This window comes from Microbacterium sp. NPDC089188, from assembly GCF_040685155.1.
Taxonomy (GTDB): Bacteria; Actinomycetota; Actinomycetes; order Actinomycetales; family Microbacteriaceae; genus Microbacterium; species Microbacterium galbum.
In genome coordinates, this window is sequence record NZ_JBFBHH010000001.1 from 1,156,589 (window position 1) to 1,174,008 (window position 17,420).

The following is a 17,420-nucleotide window of genomic DNA, read 5'->3' on the forward strand; positions in this document are numbered from 1 at the left end:
CACTGTCACCGAGGAGGACGACGATGACCGATCGCGAAGAGACGCAGGACGCCCCCGTCATGGACGGCGCCACGGACGCGGGCGTCGAGGAGAAGAAGGACGGCGCGGAGGAACAGCAGGCGGCGGACGCGGCCGTTCAGGACGGCGCGCCGCAGAACGACATCGTCCCGGGCGACGCCTCGAAGGAGGACCTGAAGGACGACCTCCGCAGCATCCGCGGCTACGGCGAGGACCGCTGACCCGGACGACGACTCCCGTCCGGAGCCGTGTGGGGGACGGGCTCGACGGGCGGGAGTCGTCGGGGACGCCGGATCGGCGTCATCCGCGCCGGCGATGCCGGGGCCGGGTAGAGGCAGCGTACGCCCGCTCGGGCGCGTGCGGCAGGGGTCTCAGCCGATCCGGAGGCGGCGCCGGACGACCTCGCGGATTCGCCAGGTCGCCTCGCGCAGGCGGTGACGCCGTGCGGCACGCGACAGGGTCAGGGCCCACCTGGTGAGCACCCGCGACTCGTCGTAGAGCTGCGCGCGCTCCACCGCCTGTCGACGCATCCGCGAGAGCGTCGTCGGATCGAGGGATGCCGCCCGCACGACCGCCTCGGCGAGGGCGTCGACGTCGCCGGCGGGCACCAGCCACCCCGTGCGGCCGTCGAGGATCAACTCACGCGGACCGTAGGGCACGTCGTACGCGATCGGCAGGCACCCCGCCGCCATCGCCTCGGCGACCACGAGCGAGAAAGCCTCCGAGCGGCTCGTCAGCAGGAGGACCGATGCCCGGCGGAGGGCGTCGCGCGCCGTGGGGTCGAAGCCGTGGAAGCGGACGCCCTCGGCGTCGCCCCGTTCCAGACGCGAGCGGTCCGGGCCGTCGCCGTAGACGTCGAGCGTCAGGGACGGCATGCGCTCGCGGGCGCGGGACACGGCATCCACCGCATGCTCCACCCGCTTGATGGGCTCCAGTCGCGCGAGCACGATCGCGCCCTGGCGCGGGCTGCGCGTGTCGACGTCTCCCGCGACGGCGACGGGGTGGGGCACGACGGACAGAAGGGGCGCGGGGCCGACCTCGCGTCGCACGTCCCCGGCCTGCCGCGCGGTGCAGAACACGACGGCATCGAAGGCGCTTAACCGCGAGAAGACCTCGGCGCGGGACGGGCGGATCGCTGTGCCGTCGTCGGTGCGGTGCGAACCGTGCACGACGTGCAGCACGATCACCCCCGGCCGGCGATAGCCGGCGGCGAACCGCGCCATCGCCTTGCTGTCGACGAGGAGGAAGGACCGCTCGCCCGCCGTGAGGCGGTCCAGCCATGCGGCGTAGAGCTGGCGCACCCCGCGCCACACGGCACGGGGCGCCCCGCTCGCGTCGCACGTCACGATGATCCGTCGCGGTCGTGCGGACGAGTGTGGGACGTCCCGACGATCGCTCGCCGCGAGCGTTCCGTCCGGGCGCAGGTGGTCGATCTGCAGCACCGTGCCGTCGGCATCCCTGCGGAGACGGCGCACGAGAACATCGCCCGTGAACTCCTCCTCCGCGTCGGAGGGGAGAGGCGAGAATCCGGCGCCGCTCGAGACCGGACGCCCGCGCAGCTCGTTCTCGCGCAGCCAATCCCACAGGTTGGTGACGCGCACCCCGGCGCCGAGGGCGTCGCGGCGGGTCAGCTCGGCGCTGACCGCGTCGCGGTCGTCCCGGTCGTCGCACGTCAAGATGTGCACCGGCGTCGCCCCTCGACCGGCGAAGAGACGGGACCGCTGCAGCAGCGCGGCGGTCAGCCCGCCGTACTCGCGCGGAACGCCCCAGGTGAGGACGAACTGGCGCCCGGGCGGCAGGATCGTGCCGCGGGTCATCCGGCGTCGTCGGTGGGGATCTCCCCGGCGGCGATCGCGTCGGCGTAGGTGCGAATATCCGGGCCCGGCTCGTAGTCGATGAAGCGGTCCTTGATCCGCGCGTTGATCTGCGCGAAGGCCTCGTCCGACGAGATCCCGTCGTTCTCGCGCGCGATCGCCACGACGGCCTCCCGCAGCACGTTGTCGGCGTCGTCGAGGATCTTCTGCCGTGCGGGCTCGTTCCAGCGAATGTCAGAGATGTCCATGGCCCGAGCCTAGGGCGGCCTCGAGCGCCGAGATCCCGGGGTTGCGCCCGCTGTGCGGGTGTGCGGCACCGTCGCCGCAACCCCGCAGACGGCCCGCGTCCGAGCCCGCAGGATGGGGGGATGCCGATGGATGCCGTGACCGCCGTGCGGACCGGAGCGCGTGACCTCTCGTGGTGGGCGAAGGACTACGCCTACGCCGTGCGAGCGCAGGTGCGCGCGGCCTGGGGGCGTGCAGTCGATGAGGACCTTCGCGAGGGCTCCGGCCGCCCCCTCGTGCTCCTCCCCGGGATCTACGAGACCTGGCGCTTTCTGGAGCCGCTGGCCCGCGCCCTGCACGAGCGCGGACACCCGGTGCACGTGGTCACGGAGCTGGGCGACAATCGTCGTCCCATCGCCGAGTCGGCCGGTCGCGTCGCGGCTCTTCTGTCGTCCCGCGACCTGCACGACGTCGTCCTCGTGGCCCACAGCAAGGGCGGACTGATCGGCAAGCACCTGATGGCCTTCGACCCGGAGGGGGCTCGGGTGCGGGCGATGGTCGCCGTCGCGACGCCCTTCGGCGGGTCTCGGTACAGCCGCCTCATGCCCACGCCCTCGCTGCGCGCGTTCGCCTCGGGGGATGCCACCATGCGCGCGCTCGCGGCGGCGGCCGACGCGAACGCGAGGATCGTGTCGGTCTACGGCCCCTTCGACCCGCACATCCCCGAGGGCAGCGAGCTCGCCGGTGCCCGGAACGTGGAACTGGCCAGCGGAGGGCACTTCCGCGTGCTCGCCGACCCGCGCGTCATCGCAGAGGTCGTGCGCGTCGCCGAGTGACCGGTCGACTCAGCGTCCGCCGCCTCCGCCGCCACCCGAGCCCCCACCCGAGAATCCGCCCCCGAACGAGCCGCCCGAGAAGCTCCCCGAGCCGCTCGTGGTCGTCGCGACCGGGGTGCTCGCCGTGCGCAGCGTCCCCATCGTCGACATCAGAGCGGCGGAGGAGAACCCGCCGCCGCCCCGGTACCAGTGCAGGTCGTCGCCGCTCTCGCGGACCCGCGTGTCGAGCGCCTCGGACCACTCCTTCTCGACGCCCCACACGATCGCCCACGGCAGGAGGCGCTCGTAGAGGTACAGCACCTGGCGCGCGTCGCCCGCATCGATCCGTCGTCGCTCCGCCCCTTCGGGGCTCTGCAGCACGCGCAGTCGGTCCGCCTCCGCGAGCTGCAGATATTCGCGCAGCCCCCGAAGATGGTCGCGCGCCGGGGCCCCGGCATCCGTGATCCGATCGCGGTAGCGCAGCAGTGTGAAACTCAGGATGCCGAGCACCACCGTCACCGGGATCGCAGCGATCTGCCACCACGCCGGGGTCGTCCCCATCGCGGCGAGGATGAGGGCCAGCACCGCGACGACGAACGCGCCCACGGCGACACCCGCCGCGGCGAGGGAGCGTCCGAGACGCTGCTTCTCGCTCCATCCGCGAGCGCGCAGCTCGGATGCGGCGGCGAGGGGGAGCCGCTGCAGGGCCTTCGCGACGTCCTGGCGCTCGGGGCCCACCGATACGCGAGCTCCCGGGCGTGCGTGCGCCCCGAAGACGGCTCCGAGGATCGCTCCGTGCAGCGCATCGGCTCCCTCGGCCGTGACGAGCTCGAGTGAGAGGCTCCGCGCGTCGCCGTCGTCGACGATGCGGAGGTGCCCCGCCACAGCGGTGTCGACGATGGCCGCGGGGATGCCGGTCCCGCGACGCGCCACCAGTTCCGCGCCCTGCAGCACGTCGACTCCCGCCGGCGGGTCGTACTCCGCGACGATGATGCCGCGCCCCTCGGCGTCGCGTCCGCGACGCCGAGCCATGACCGCTGCGGCCACACCGAGGGCGCCGACACCCACGGCGCCGAGCGACGAACCGGCCAGGAGCGGGGCCGCATCGACGGAGAACTGCTCGAGCGGTGTGCGGACCACCTCACCCGCGACGAAGGTGCCGCGCGCGAAACCGACGGCGATCGTGACGTTCTCTCCCGGGGCCAGCCCTTCGGCCCCCGCTTCGAAGACGAGGCCGCCCCCGTCCGTCGTGCGGTCGAGGGTGCACGTCTGCGATGATCCCTGCGTCCCGACGTAACACGCCGCGGCGCCGTCGAGGGCGGCATCCGTCAGGGCGGGGTCGACCCGGAGGCGAGCGCTCACCGCACCGAACGGCTGCTCCCACTGCGTGCCGTTGATGTCGCGGTAGAACTCGTCGGCGTTCGTGTCGGCGAAGGAACGGATGGCGTCGCGCTGGGTGTACGAGATGACGTAGGTCAGCACGCCGCGCACGAAGGAGTCGTCGCCCGTGAGCACCCGCACCTCGCGCCGGTCCGTCTCGACGTCGTAAGGGATGGGGGCGCCGGAGGCATCGGTCACCGAGACCACCCGCGTGTGCAGGGGGACCCCGTCGTAGTCATCGGGGAGGGAGCGGATGATGCCGCGGTTCTGATCCTCGTCGGGGAAACGTGCGACCAGGGTCTCGGTCACCGCGAGTTCCGCGTGCCCGTCGTCGGCTCGGGAGAGCGTCATGTCGGCCGAGAACGAGTCGAAGGTGAAGTCGCCGACGTCTGCGCGCGCCGGCGCGGGAACGGCCATCGCGCTCAGAACCACGAGAGCGAGGCCGACGAGTCCGACGACGAGACGGGGGAGCAGGCGAGGCGACCGCACGATGAGGTCCATGCCCCGACGCTACCCGGGGTGGCGTGACCGTGCCTCCGTCTCGAGACGGAGTCAGCGCAGCAGGATCGACGCGTCGGGATCGTCCGGGACGAGATCGCCGACGGCCACTGCCGTCACCTCGACCGACTCCAACGTCGCCGTGCCCGACACAGTCGTGAGGAAGGCGGTATCGGCGGCGTCACGACCGGTCGCGATGCGGACGAAGTGCGCACGGGGTGCGAGGCGTGTGGCATCGACGACCTCCCACCGGCCGTCGACGAACGCCTCGACGACGGCGTGGAAGTCCATCGGGTCCAGTCCCGGGGCGAAGACGGACACGAGTCGCGCGGGGATCCCCGCGGCGCGCAGGAGGGCGATGGTCACGTGCGCGTAGTCGCGGCAGACTCCGGCGCCCTCGCGGAGCGTGTCGAGAGCGGTATCGGTGGGGCCGCTGACGCCGGAGACGTAATCGAGCCTCTCTGAAACCCACTGCGTGATCTCGCGTACGCGCTCCCGCGCCGAGGAGGACCGCGAGGGCGCCAGGTCCGAAAGGCGCGGATCGTCCGACGGCGCGTAGCGGCTGGGTCGCAGGTAGCGCACGGGGTCGATCTCGTCGGAGGGGGCGGGCGCGCGAGGAGGGGAGACGGAACCGCGATAGGTGACATGGGTCCGCCCCGCGGGGAGGACGACGCGATGCGCGCGAGTACCGTGCGCGTCCGCGACCTCGACCGCGGGGATCGCCCGTCCGTCCGTGTCGATCGTCAGGGTCTCGTCGTGGGCCCACCCGTCCGCGGGGGTGATCGAGAGGACGACGTCCGCCTCGGCCTCGGTGTGCAGGACGATCCCGACACCGACGGAGGTCCTCACGCGGCAGCGTCCGACGAAAGGGGGGAGGAGTGCTGAGCCCGTGCCGGCGGACAGCACGTTCCGCTTCGGCCGCAGAGGTCGGCGACGGCGCACCGCATCCGGTCGAGGAAGCCCGTGACCGCGACCGTCTCCTCCTCCGTCATGCCACGGGTGGCCCGCATCATGCGCGCGTGCATGCCGGTCAGGGTGTCGCGCATCTCGTCGTCGGCATGGGTCGTGCTCGAGACGAGGACCTTCCGCCGATCGGACGGGTGGGGGCGGCGCTGGAGATGCCCGGACTTCTCGAGCCGGTCGAGGAGGGCGGTCGTGGATGCCGTCGACACGCCGAGATGCCGGGCGAGGTCGATCGGAGTGACGGCGGAGTTCTCTGCGGCCGATCGTGTCAGGAAGCGGAGGACGAGCAGCTCGTTCTCGCCCATCGCCATGGACTCCTGGGTGCGCCGGCGCATCGCCATCTCGGCGGAACGATATGCCCGCATCGCCTCCATGATCCGTGCGCCACGCTCGTCGTCCGAGCTCTCGCTGTACCAATACGACGGGGGCGATGGGGTGTCGATTGTCATCGCTCTCCTAATATCTCGCTTGCCTATTCGCTAGTCTACCTAGTAAGTTCATCCGTGAGCAACGAGCAAAGGGGAATTACCATGGCGAAGCTCTTCTACGGCACCTCGACGGAGCCGATCGACATCGACGACCGCATGCTGGCGCACGTGAAGGTGGTCGTCGCGACCAAGCTCCGCCGGGGGGAGAGCTTCACGTTGTCCTGGGTGCACGGTCCGGATCAGCCTGTCGGCCGGTCCACGATCTGGCTGCAGCCCTCGATCCCGCTGCGTTTCGTCTTCGACTCCGAGCAGCCCGAGGCGCTCGACCAGAACCTCCTGAAGCGCCTGGCGAACGACGCCAACTCCTCGCGCGGGCTCAGCCTCGACATCGCGCTCGACGAGCCCGCGACGGCATCCTCGTCCGCTCGCACTGCCCCTCAGGGCCACAAGGTCGCGCGAAGCCTCGCCCGCGCCGCCTGACCTTCACGTCGCTCGTCGACCCGGGACGGCCGCCCGAACTCAGACACCCACGAACGGAAGAACTGCATGGAACCCCTCGCCTCGTGGGAACTGCCCACCGAACCGATCTCCGTGATCACCGCGGACGCCCTGGAGGCGCTCACTCCTCGGTGACGGGCTCCTCCGGCGGGGCGGTGATGCGTTCGATCCCTTCCGCCCGGATCCGCACCACGGAGACGGCGAACACGACCGTTCCGACCGCCAGGAAACCGAGTTTCGGCTCCGTCGGCGAATCCGCGGGGAAGACCAGGGTCGGGGCTGCCAGGATCACCGCCGCGACGCCGCTGAAGACGGCTCCCCACGGGCGTCGGGATCGCGACATTCGTGGCCTCGTCTCGTCAGCGGTCGGTGCCAGCCTAGGCGACAGGCCGTGCCCCATATCCTCCCCGGACCCTCTCGTCTACCGTCGGGCTGACCGGCCGGAGCGTGCGTAGCCTGGGCGATCCGACGGAAGGAACGCTGTGCGCACCGGAAAATCCCCCCTGATCACCTCGGCGGTGCTCGCCACCGCGATCACTTTCGCACCCATGCCCGCGTTCGCCTCACCCACCGGGTCGGCGAGCGTGCAGGGCGACGTCGCGGTCACGGCCTCCTCGGTATCCGCCGTCGTCGCCGAGCAGGCTCAACCGGATTCCGAGGCGGAAGCCGGGCGTCTTGCCTTCGTCCTGATCCCGCTTCTCGGCGCGGCCATCGTCGTCATCGGCGCCATCGTCGTGATCTCCCGAGGCCGACGCCGTCGTCGCGGCGACTGACGAGCGACGCGCTCAGGGAACGACGTAACCTGCGGCACGCACGAGCGCGTACCACTCCGCCCGGGTGAGCTCGATGTCCGAGCCCTCCGCAGCCTCGGTGACCCGCCCCGGTGTCGTCGTGCCCAGGACGACCTGCATCCCCGCGGGATGCCGCGTGATCCATGCCACCGCGATCGCCATGGGCGTGACGCGGTATCGGGCAGCCAGAGAGTCGATGACCGCGTTGAGTTCGTCGTACTCGGGGTGTCCGAGGAACACCCCGCCGCCTCCACGCGTCCCCTGCAGCGGAGACCAGGCCTGGATCGTGATGCCCTCGATGCGGCAGTACTCGACGAGACCGCCGCCGTCGAGGACGACCGATTGCCGAGCACTCTCCATGTTCGCCGCGAGCCCCTGCGTGATGACGGGCGCGTGCGCGATGGACAGTTGAATCTGGTTGGCGACGATCGGCTGGCGGACCGCCGTCCGCAGGAGGTCGATCTGGCGGGGCGTGTGGTTAGAGACTCCGAAGGCCCGCACCTTTCCGGATTCCTCGAGGTGATCGAACGCCCGGGCCACCTCGTCGGGTTCGACGAGCGCGTCGGGTCGGTGCAGCAGGAGAACGTCCACGTAGTCGGTACGCAGGGCCCGCAACGAGCTCTCGACCGACGACACGAGGTGCTCGTACGAGAAGTCGAAGTACGGCCCTTCCCGCACGATCCCCGCTTTGGTCTGCAGGCGGATCTCGGCGCGCTCCGTGTCGCTCAAGGACAGGGCCTGCGCGAACCGTTCCTCCGCGGAGTGCAGGGACCGCGCGTAGATGTCGGCGTGGTCGAAGAAGTCGATGCCGGCGTCACGCGACGCCTGGTAGAGCGCGCGGACCTCCGCGTCGCTCTTGTCGTCGATCCGCATCATGCCCGCCACGACGTTGGGGGCGGAGAGACCGGAGGAGCCGAGGGGAACGGTGCGCATCGCTCCACGCTAGTGGGAGCAGGAGCGGCTCGGCGCTCACTCTCCGTGATCGGAGGGTGCCGCGAGACCCTCTGCGTCGTCGAGCGCGTCGGCCGCATCGCCGTCGGCGACGCCGGGCCCGGACGGACTCGTGCCGTCGTCGTCGCCGAGGTCGCGCCCGCCCGATCCGCCTCGCGGAACGGCGCGGAGCAGTTCGTTCATCTCAGCCATGAAGCTACCGAGTTGCTGCTGCTGCCAGCGCAGGTCGCGCGTGCGGTCCTCCGCATCGCGCAGAACCGAGGCGGCGTGCTGGGTGATCGTGTCGGCGATCGTCTGAGCCCGTTCGCGTGAGGCATCCAGCACCTCGCGAGCGCGCACCTGCGCATCGGCCTCGACCTGCTGGGCCTGCGCGCGAGCGAGACGTTCGTAGTCGTCGGCCCGGGCCGCGATGCGTCGCGCGTGTTCCAGCGCCGCGGCGACCTGCTCGCTCGCGTCGGAGGTGATCCGCTCGGCGTGGGCCACGGCCTGGTCGTGCAAGACGAGGAACTCCTGCTGGGCCTCGTCCTGCCGCCGGGTGAGGGACTCCTCGAACTCGAGCACCCGCGCCGTCATCTCCCGCACGTCGCGTTCGGCCTTGGCGCGGAGGTCGGCGGTCTCCCTCGACACGAGCGAGCGCAGCGCGGCCGCCCCCTTCTCCGACTCGGTGCGCACCGCGACGGCCTCTCGCTCGGCCTGCGAGACGCGCTCGGCCGCGTGAGCCGCCTCCCGCTCCAGCCGCGCCGCGTGCGCGGTCGCCTCGGTCTCGATGCGGAGACGGATCTGATCGGCATCGTGCTGCGCCTCCGCGCGGAGGCGGGCCTGCTCGGTCACCGCGTCGTCGCGGATCGTCGCGGCCTCGGCGTGCGCGCTCGCGAGCAGCCGCTCCGCCTGCCCGACGGCGTTCTGAACGAGGACCGACGCCTGCTCCTCGGCGACGCGCAAGATCGCGTCGAACTGCTGGCGGCTCTGCTCGGGGTCGTCGTCGCTGCGGCGGCCCGCGAATTCGCTCGAGAGCGCCGAAACCTGCGTCTCCGCCGCCGCCGCGCGGGCAGAGGCCTCGCGCACCTGCTCGCGGAGCGCGCTGTTCTCCTCCGTGTGTCGACGGATGGCCTCCGCGAGCTCCTGATCGTGCTCCGCCCGTTGCTGCGCCAACCTCGCCTCGGCCCGGAGCTGCGCATCGTGCGCCTCCTCGGCACTGCGCCGCACGCGTTCGCCGAGTTCGCGAACGGCTTCGTCCACGGAATCCCGGTCGTATCCGCGGAACCCGACGGGGAAGACGGGACCGGCGTCGCCCTCGACCGCCCTCAGCAGCGCGTCGAGCACGGAGTCGTCCGCTGCGGCTTCGGACGGGTGGTCGTCGCCGAGGGCGTCCGGGCTGCGGTCGGGTCGCTCGGTCACGTGTGCCTCCTGATGATCGCCACCCGCGCCTCGACCCGACCTCATCGGTCATGGTGGTCGTGGATTCGAGGGGGTGGAGGATGCGCGGCCCTGCGGCCGGGTGCCGTGACCGGGGCCGCGCATCCGTGAGCGAGCAGAGCCACGGGAGAGTGAGGTTCTGGGGGAGAGCCACTCGGCATCCGCTCTCTCCGAGCCTCCCAGTCGGGGGCGATGCGCGCCGTCGGAGAGGTCCGTTTCTCACCCGCGGATTCGCCTGTCAGCGGGGGCTGCACGCGTGCCGCGCTGAGCGATCCGCCCGCCCGGCGTGCGCGCAGGGGGTGCGGGCAGAGCGACGGTCCGACGGTGCGGCCCCCCGGCTCGCACGATGACGCTGTCGCTCTGCCCGCACGCCCAGCATCCGACGCGGACGGGATCGGGTCCGCGGACCGCCCCCGGAAAATCACCCATGATGATGCGCACATCACCCCCACCCCGCGGAAGGGGGACCGGTCGAACGGTAATGTGGCGGAGCCCGATCCAGGAGGAGCCGATGACCGAGACCGTCGACCGGTTGGCCGGCATCCGCCCGACCGCGATCGCACGCCGACACGTCACCCAGGCCGCGGGCGGCGCCGCCGCCGCGTTCGCGAGTGCGGCGCTCATCTGGGTCTGCCGCCTGTGGGACCCGAGCGTGCACTACGTCAGTCAGCTTGGGGCGACTGGGATGCCGACGGCCCCGGTGTTCAACCTCGCGCTGCTGCTGCTGGCCGTCGCGGCCGTCCTCGTCGACCGGGCTCTCCACCGGATCCCGGATGGCGCCTATCGTGTCGGGTGGCCCATCGCCACGACGCTTCTCCTGTGCGGCCTGTGCTTCGGTGTCGCGTCGGCCGTCACCTGCTCGCCGGGGTGTCCGGTTCCCTTCACGCCCGGAGCGCTCCCGCAGGATCTCGTGCACATCACATTCGCCGTGATCGGCTTCCTGCTCGCGATCGTCGCGATGGGGCAGGTCGCCCTGGTGCGGCGGCGCCCGTGGATGCGGGGGGCGAGCGTCTTCATCCTCGTCGCGGTCGGAGCGACCTCTCTCACCGGCGCGATGCTCGCCCTGTTCCGGGGCGACACCGTGCTGGGCGGCAACCTGGAGTTCACGGCCGCGACATTGGCGATCGCCTGGTTCGGCGTGTTCGGATCGCAGATCGCGAGCGAGCTGCGGAAATCGACGCCCGATGGACGCGGGTTCTGACGTGGGGTCCCGCCCGCCGCACCGCCGGGCGAAGGGTCTTCTGACGGTTCGCCAGCTGAAGCGGGCGGCGGGCGTCATCCTGCCCGTCGCGGCTGTTGTCGTCGTGCTGATGGTCGTGCGAGGGGCCGGAATCCCGCTGACCGTTCCCGGCGTCGTGTTCGTCTTCGTCCTGCTCTTCGTCGGACGCGCAGTGGTCGGGTGGTCGCGTCGACGGCGGCGCGACCACCCGATCAGCCCTCGCCGTCGCCCTCGATGAGTCCCCATGCGTGGGCCGCACGGATCGCGCTCGACCGGTCCGACACCTCGAGCTTGCGGTAGAGGCTCTGCAGCTGCGTCTTGACCGTATTGGGTGAGACGACGAGTGCGCGGGCGATGTCCGCGATCGTCGAGGTGGGTGTCAGATGCGCGAGGACCACCTGCTCGCGCTTGGTGAGATGGGGCACGCTCACCGACGATGCGAAGAACGACGCGCGTTCGGCGACGTGCGCCCGTGCGGCGGGAGACAGCAGTCGCAGCACCAGAGCGCGATCCTCCGGTGCGACGGCGCTCCACGGACCCCAGAGATCGTGACGCGTGCTGAGCGCCTCCGCTCGTTGCACCGCCGTACGGTGCGCGTCGACGCCGTTGAGCCGCACATCCGCGACGACGCTCACGACGAGACTCTCCAGCGCCGCACGAGCGGACGGCTCGTGGTGCAGGCCCCATTTCACGCTCATGACGAAGGCTTCATGCGTGCGTCCCGCATACAGCTGAGAGAGGGCGATCGCGGGCGCCGTCACCGGCGAGAGCGCGAAGGGTCCTTCGAACAGCGCCAACGCCTTCCTCGCCTGACGGAGCGCGATGAGCACTTTCGCTCGTGCGGTGAGGATCTGCGTGGACTGATAGTGCGAGGGAGGCGTGCTGCGCGCGCGCCCCGTCCAGGCGCGCAGCAGCCCGAGAGCATCGGATGCCGCACCCGAGAGCAGGAATGACAGGGTGTGCGCCGCCGCGGCGAAAGGCCACAACTCACGGGCTCCCTCGGTCGCCGGGATGGCGTCGAAGCGTTCCCTCGCCTCCGCGGCGTCGCCGGTCTCGAGGAGCAGCCAGGCCTCGGCGACGCGCATCCCCTCGCCCCAGGGCGACGCCAGCCAGGGGTCCTCGCGATTGTCGTCGATGATGCGCCGAGCGCCGCGCACGTCCCCCTCGAGGAGGGCGATGACGGCGAGGGCTCCGCGGACGCGCATGCGCCGTGCCGGAGGCGCCGCGCGCTCGGCCTGTCCCAGCCCCACGGTCGCCTCGCGGAGCTTGCCCATCGCGAACGCCGTCATCCCGATCTGGTACCAGCCCTCGTGCACCGGCTCGCCGGCGAGGTCATGACGGCGCCGCAGGGCGTCGGAGAGGAGTGTCGCCGCTTCCGTGGCCAGCGCGAAGCGACCCGCGGCGCGGAGCAGGCTCACGCGCAGGATGAGCGCATCGAGGTCGGCCGCGGCGGCGCTCTTGGCATCCGTGAGTCGGCCGAGGGCGGTGACCGCTTGCGCCGGGGTCTCGGGCGACGACGCCGTCTCGGCGTCGAGAGCGAGCAGGGTGCCGACGACCTTCGGGTCCGCGGGCCCGCTCGCCCGGAGTGCGGAGACGAGACGGGTGAAGGCGTCGTGATCGCGTGCCCAGATCTCGGGTCCCGATGATCGGAGGACTCCCGCGAGGGTGTTCCACTGGCCGGCGTCGGCGGCGAGCTGAGCGGCCAGGAGTGGCTCTCCTCCCTCGACGAGGTGATCGAGGAGCCGGAGCCGTGCGGTGGACACGAGTTGGGGGCTGCGGGCGGCGATGACCCCCGCCCACTGCTCGCGGATCGGTTCGGCGAGGGTGACGCGTGTGGAGCCCGGCCAGACCAGGCCCGCCGCTTGCATGCGACTCAGGAGATCGTGCGAGAGGACGGTGGTGGTGTCCACCCCGATCGCTTCGGCCAAGGGGGCGGTGATGTAGGGCGCGACGGCGAGGAGGCGCATCTCATCGGTGATGGGCAGGGCGAGGCGCTGTTCCATATCGCTGGTCAGGGCGGCGACCGCGTAACGCGCCGCACCGACCGCGTCGTCCTGCGTCCGCAGCGACGTCCCTTCCAGGCGCAGACGAGTGCCCGCCAGCTGCACGAGGGCGGGCCAGCCGTAGGTGAGCTCGGTCAGCACGTCGACGGCGGGGTCCGTCCATGGCACACCGTTCAGGGAGAGGACCGTGGTCAATTCGTCGCGGGTCATGCGCAGGTCGTCCGCGGCGATCACCTGCACGTCGAACTCCAGTGCCACGAGCGGGCTCTCCAGCCCCGTCGACACGCGAGTGGCCACGATGAGGCGAAGGGTGGGATCGCCGCGGAGCATGCCGAGGAGGTCCTCGGTCGTCACCCCGGCTTCGTCGACGAAGTTGTCGATCAGGAGCACGTGGACCGGAGGCCCCTCGGCGAAGGCCTCGAGGACGCGCGGGACGGGGATCGCCGGCACCTGGGCGGCATCGATGAGCTGCACGCCGCGCTCCGGATCGTCCTCGAGCGAAGCGGCGAACTGACGCAGCAAAGAGGTCTTCCCCACCCCGGCCGGACCACGGACCAGCACCACGTCGCCGCTCAGCGCGTCGTGCAGACGAGCGAGCGTGCCGTCGCGGGGCGCCCAGAAACGGCTCGTGCGACGGGTGGAGCGCGCGTTCGTGGGCAGGCTATCCACATCGATCAGCATCGGTACCTCCTGTTCAGGAACCGAACGCCTCCGGTCGGACGCGTTCGTGCGCGCAGCGGGTCGCCGACCGCGCAGGAATGATCCTGGGGGTGAGGGGGAGGAGGAGACGGATCGAGGGCGGCTCTTTCATCCTCCTCGTCATCCCCTCATCACCCCATCCGCGTCACCCCTTGCGACGGCAGCAGAGCGACCCGATCGATTCCTCGCCCGGTCGCGGCGGGGGAGGGACTGGTCCCGCCGTCGCGTCGCGCATGCCTATGCTGCGGGCGGTCCGACGGGTCTGTCCGGCGGGCGCGGAAAGGCGGACACGAGTGGACATGCAGCGAGTGGTGCGCATCCTGCGCGCGTACTGGAAGGCGATCGTCGCCCTGACGATCGCCGGCGGCCTGGTGGGACTGGCGTGGAGCGCCGTGCAACCCCGGGTGTACACCGCGGACGCCAGCGGCTACGTCGCCGCCGTCGCCTCCGACGGATCGACGGGTGCCGCGCTCGCCGGCGATCAGCTCGCGCTGTCGAAAGTGAAGTCCTTCATCGACATGGGGTATTGGCGCAGCGTCGCGGAGACGGCGAAGTCCGAGCTCGGGTTGACCGACAGTCCGGAGGCGTTGGTGCAACGCGTTCGCGTCTCCAACCCCATCGACACGGTGAACGTGCGCGTCGATGCCACCGGCTCGACGCCGGAGTCGGCCCGTGACCTCGCCGAGGCCTGGATCCGGGGGATGACGACGCAGGTCGACCAGCTGCAGACGGGGAAGGGCGGCGAGAGCGCCGTGCGGTTGATCGCGGGCGACTCCGCGCGGTTGCCGACCTCGCCCTCCTCTCCGAACGTGAAGCTCGACATCGGGATCGGCGCCCTCGTCGGGGCGCTCGCGGGAGTCGTGTTCGCCCTCGTGCGCCGGGCCTTCGACCGCCGCGTACGCACAGCCTCGGACATCACCGACACGATCGCGGCATCCGTGGTCGGCATCCTGCCCGTCGACAAGGAGCTGGCGTCGGGGCGCGCGGTCTTCTCCTTCGACGACATCCGCGACGGCCGAGGGTCGTTCGCGCACAAAGAGGCGATGCGCGAGCTGCGCACCAACCTGCAGTATGTCGACGTCGACAGGCCCGCGCGCGTGATGGTGATCACGAGCCCGCTCCCCGGTGACGGCAAGTCGACGACGGCGGCGAATCTGGCCGTGAGCATCGCCGCGACCGGGCAGGCCGTCATCCTCGTCGACGCAGACCTGCGTCGCCCGGTCCTGGGTGGGATGTTCGGCTTCTCCGACGACGTGGGGCTGTCCGACGTGCTCGCCGGGCGCGCCCAGATCGAGCAGGTCGCCCACCAGGTGGACGAGAACGGTCGACTCTTCGTCGTCGCTGCCGGGCGCACCCCGCCCAATCCGAGCGAAATGGTCGGATCGCAGCGGATGCAGGCGCTGGCGCGCAAGCTTGCCGAGGACCTCGTGGTCATCGTCGACTCCCCGCCCACGCTCGCGGTGGCCGACGCGGCCGTCATCGCGAGCTGGGCCGACGGTGCAGTCCTCGTGGTGACCGCGGGACGGACGACCGACGACATGCTCTCCCGGGCCGCCGAGAACATCGGCAAGACGCGAGGACATCTCCTCGGGGTCGTCTTGAACCGGGCTCCCCTCCGTGGCGTCGACTCGTCGTACTACGGGGGCCGGTACGGCGGGTACTACGGATACGGGGCGCCGCGCGGCGCGGTGAAGGCGTCCTGGTGGCGATTCGGTCGGAGAGGCCGGGTCGCGGAGGTCGTGGACGGAGATGAGACCACCGGCCCTCGTCGGCGGACATCGGAGCTGCCCCCGGAGAACGTCAGCGGGCTGCGAACCCTCTCGCAGCGCAGGACCTCCGTCTTGGTCGAGGGTGACTCGTCGAGTGAAAACGAGACCCCCGTGACTCCCGTCTCGTCCGCGACGGGGCGTCGACGCCGCCGGACGAACTGAGCACGCGAATCGAAGACGAGAAGAGGCGCCGGCCAGATGGTCGGCGCCTCTTCTCGTCGGTCGAGGTCAGTGAGCGGTGTCGCCTGGCACCAGGACCGCCTTGAACGTCCGCGCGAGGATGGTGAGGTCTCCCACCAGTGACCAGTTCTCGACGTAGAAGAGGTCGAGCCGGATCGCATCGTCCCAGGCGAGCGCGGACCGACCGCTGACCTGCCAGAGGCCGCTCATGCCGGGGCGCACCATGAGGCGGCGGTGGGCGTCGTCGTCGTAGAACTCCACCTCGGCGTCGCGCTGCGGGCGGGGGCCCACCAAGCTCATCTGGCCTGCTAGCACGTTCAGCAGCTGGGGCAACTCGTCGAGGGAGTATTTGCGGAGCCAGCGACCTATCGGCGTGATGCGGGGATCGTCGACCACCTTGAACAACGGGGTCCCCTCCCGCCCCTGCTCGGCCAGGAGGGCCTGCAGCGTGGCATCGGCGCCGTCGATCATCGACCGGAACTTCATCATGCCGAAGTGCGTCCCGCCCTGACCGACGCGCTCCTGACGGTAGAAGACCGGACCGGGGCCGGATGCACGGACGAGGAGCGCGAGCACGAGGAACACGGGCGACAGTGCGAGCAGGAGCGTCGCGGCGCCGACGATGTCGAAGGCACGCTTGAGGAGGCGCTGCGTCGCCGAGAACTGCGGCGTCTCGATGTGCACGAGGGGGAGCCCGGCGACGGGGCGCGTGTGAAGGCGGGGTCCCGCGACGTCGGTGAGGTTGACGGCCACGATGAGATGCTGCTGGCCCGGGTCGAGGCTCCACCCGATCCGTCGGATGTCGCGCGCCTCGAGCTGAGCGCCCCCCGAGATCAGCACGCTGTCGGCCCGCAGGTCGGTCAGGAGCCGCCGCAGAGACGCCGCCTGCGCGTCGTCCCACGCGGTGGCTGCATCGCCCGCGAGCTCATGGATGCCGACGACCTGCAGTCCGGCGCCGGGCTGTCGCGCGAGTTCCGCTGCGACGCGGGCGTTCTCGTCTGCTGCGCCCACCAGGATCACGCGGGCGTTCATCACGCCGTGACGGCGGCGGTTCCGCAGCCAGAGGCGGCACACCGCCCGCCCCGTCAGCAGGGCGGTCGTCCCGATGGGGAGGCTCAGGAGGAAGTACCCGCGGGAGACGTCGGCCCCTGCCAGGTAGGCGACGATCGCCAGTGCGCCGAACAACTGGAACGATGCCGCGAGCGTCACGCGGTACTCGGTCACCCCGTAGCCGATCACCCGGGGATGGCGCGTCCCCCAGACGGTCAGGGCCGCGAGCCACGCGACGGAGAGGACGAGCGAGAGAGTGGTGTAGTCCAGCGGAGAGGACGCGACGTCCACCGAGTGCGGGCCCAACCAGAAGAGCTGCGACCCGAAGACGGCGACCACGACCACGATGGTGTCGATCGCGAGGACGAGTCGCGCGTACCGGCGTTGCCAGGGAATGCGTCGCTCGGCCGTGAGAGGGGTGACGTCATCTGAGGTGGGGGGTGAGTCGACAATTGAGACGGAAGGGTTCATCTGTGCTCCGCGGACCGCGCCCCGAGGTCGTGAGGAAACCGCCGCCCGGGTGTGGATACGACGGTGGGCGCGGGAAATGTCCCACCCGTGCGCGCGCGCGATGGTCGGCCGCAGAGGAGCAGTGCGCGGGTGAGGCGCGCAGCCACGTCTCCGGGTGCGGGCGGACGCGGTACGAGGAGGTGGGGGGCGACCGGTGGATCGCCGCGACCCGCACGCGGATCGCTCCCCTCAT

17 protein-coding genes are annotated in these 17,420 nt (G+C 71.2%); 7 read left to right on the forward strand and 10 right to left on the reverse strand.

Annotated features, from left to right (window positions below; translation table 11 throughout):
* Positions 1-23 precede the first annotated feature (23 nt).
* Positions 24-239 carry a hypothetical protein gene (locus AB0N80_RS05315; RefSeq protein ID WP_315993583.1) on the forward strand — a complete coding sequence of 72 codons (216 nt, stop codon included), beginning with the start codon at positions 24-26 and terminating at the stop codon, positions 237-239.
* A gap of 150 nt (positions 240-389) precedes the next feature.
* Here AB0N80_RS05315 and AB0N80_RS05320 read toward each other — a convergent pair whose 3' ends face one another.
* Entirely contained in the window at positions 390-1,835 is a 1,446-nt protein-coding gene (locus AB0N80_RS05320; RefSeq protein ID WP_363577961.1) for a glycosyltransferase, read from the reverse strand.
* Positions 1,832-2,080, reverse strand: a complete 249-nt coding sequence (locus AB0N80_RS05325; RefSeq protein ID WP_363386991.1) for a hypothetical protein — start codon at positions 2,078-2,080, stop codon at positions 1,832-1,834. The genes AB0N80_RS05320 and AB0N80_RS05325 overlap by 4 nt, the downstream gene beginning before the upstream one ends.
* A 120-nt stretch (positions 2,081-2,200) precedes the next feature.
* Here AB0N80_RS05325 and AB0N80_RS05330 point away from each other — a divergent pair, with 120 nt between their 5' ends.
* The gene (locus AB0N80_RS05330) at positions 2,201-2,893 is read left to right on the forward strand and encodes an alpha/beta hydrolase (protein ID WP_363386988.1); all 693 of its coding nucleotides are present in this window, start codon (positions 2,201-2,203) and stop codon (positions 2,891-2,893) included.
* A gap of 9 nt (positions 2,894-2,902) precedes the next feature.
* Here AB0N80_RS05330 and AB0N80_RS05335 read toward each other — a convergent pair whose 3' ends face one another.
* From AB0N80_RS05335 to AB0N80_RS05345, 3 genes are read right to left on the reverse strand one after another with little or no spacing between them, the layout of a single operon-like run.
* Positions 2,903-4,753, reverse strand: coding sequence for a DUF2207 domain-containing protein (locus AB0N80_RS05335; protein WP_363577963.1), 1,851 nt, complete (start codon positions 4,751-4,753; stop codon positions 2,903-2,905).
* Between the two features lie 51 nt (positions 4,754-4,804).
* Positions 4,805-5,599: a transglutaminase family protein gene (locus AB0N80_RS05340; protein WP_363577965.1), complete on the reverse strand. Its 795-nt coding sequence runs from the start codon at positions 5,597-5,599 to the stop codon at positions 4,805-4,807.
* Positions 5,596-6,162 carry a MarR family transcriptional regulator gene (locus tag AB0N80_RS05345; RefSeq protein WP_363577967.1) on the reverse strand — a complete coding sequence of 189 codons (567 nt, stop codon included), beginning with the start codon at positions 6,160-6,162 and terminating at the stop codon, positions 5,596-5,598. Before AB0N80_RS05345 ends, AB0N80_RS05340 begins: the two co-directional genes overlap by 4 nt.
* Before the next feature lie 81 nt (positions 6,163-6,243).
* Here AB0N80_RS05345 and AB0N80_RS05350 point away from each other — a divergent pair, with 81 nt between their 5' ends.
* Positions 6,244-6,621, forward strand: a complete 378-nt coding sequence (locus AB0N80_RS05350; RefSeq protein ID WP_363577969.1) for a hypothetical protein — start codon at positions 6,244-6,246, stop codon at positions 6,619-6,621.
* Between the two features lie 139 nt (positions 6,622-6,760).
* Here AB0N80_RS05350 and AB0N80_RS05355 read toward each other — a convergent pair whose 3' ends face one another.
* Positions 6,761-6,982, reverse strand: a complete 222-nt coding sequence (locus AB0N80_RS05355) for a hypothetical protein (RefSeq protein WP_315993575.1) — start codon at positions 6,980-6,982, stop codon at positions 6,761-6,763.
* 139 nt (positions 6,983-7,121) lie between these two features.
* Here AB0N80_RS05355 and AB0N80_RS05360 point away from each other — a divergent pair, with 139 nt between their 5' ends.
* Positions 7,122-7,412 (forward strand): hypothetical protein, encoded by a 291-nt coding sequence (locus tag AB0N80_RS05360; RefSeq protein WP_315993574.1) that lies wholly within the window; start codon positions 7,122-7,124, stop codon positions 7,410-7,412.
* 12 nt (positions 7,413-7,424) lie between these two features.
* On the opposite strand, the gene AB0N80_RS05365 is transcribed toward AB0N80_RS05360, so the two are convergent.
* Complete coding sequence (locus AB0N80_RS05365) at positions 7,425-8,363, reverse strand: aldo/keto reductase (protein WP_363577972.1); 939 nt, start codon at positions 8,361-8,363, stop codon at positions 7,425-7,427.
* Positions 8,364-8,399: 36 nt separating this feature from the next.
* Positions 8,400-9,779 carry a cell division initiation protein gene (locus AB0N80_RS05370; protein ID WP_363577974.1) on the reverse strand — a complete coding sequence of 460 codons (1,380 nt, stop codon included), beginning with the start codon at positions 9,777-9,779 and terminating at the stop codon, positions 8,400-8,402.
* 529 nt (positions 9,780-10,308) lie between these two features.
* On the opposite strand from AB0N80_RS05370, the gene AB0N80_RS05375 reads away from it, so the two are divergent.
* Both AB0N80_RS05375 and AB0N80_RS05380 read left to right on the forward strand, forming a co-directional pair.
* Entirely contained in the window at positions 10,309-10,998 is a 690-nt protein-coding gene (locus AB0N80_RS05375) for a DUF998 domain-containing protein (protein WP_363577976.1), read from the forward strand.
* Position 10,999: 1 nt separating this feature from the next.
* Entirely contained in the window at positions 11,000-11,254 is a 255-nt protein-coding gene (locus AB0N80_RS05380) for a hypothetical protein (protein WP_363577978.1), read from the forward strand.
* Here AB0N80_RS05380 and AB0N80_RS05385 read toward each other — a convergent pair.
* The gene (locus AB0N80_RS05385; RefSeq protein ID WP_363577980.1) at positions 11,229-13,700 is read right to left on the reverse strand and encodes a LuxR C-terminal-related transcriptional regulator; all 2,472 of its coding nucleotides are present in this window, start codon (positions 13,698-13,700) and stop codon (positions 11,229-11,231) included. The two genes, AB0N80_RS05380 and AB0N80_RS05385, sit on opposite strands and share 26 nt — an antisense overlap.
* A gap of 317 nt (positions 13,701-14,017) precedes the next feature.
* On the opposite strand from AB0N80_RS05385, the gene AB0N80_RS05390 reads away from it, so the two are divergent.
* Positions 14,018-15,649: a polysaccharide biosynthesis tyrosine autokinase gene (locus AB0N80_RS05390; protein WP_363577982.1), complete on the forward strand. Its 1,632-nt coding sequence runs from the start codon at positions 14,018-14,020 to the stop codon at positions 15,647-15,649.
* A gap of 66 nt (positions 15,650-15,715) precedes the next feature.
* Here AB0N80_RS05390 and AB0N80_RS05395 read toward each other — a convergent pair whose 3' ends face one another.
* Complete coding sequence (locus tag AB0N80_RS05395; RefSeq protein ID WP_363577984.1) at positions 15,716-17,188, reverse strand: sugar transferase; 1,473 nt, start codon at positions 17,186-17,188, stop codon at positions 15,716-15,718.
* Positions 17,189-17,420: the final 232 nt, after the last annotated feature.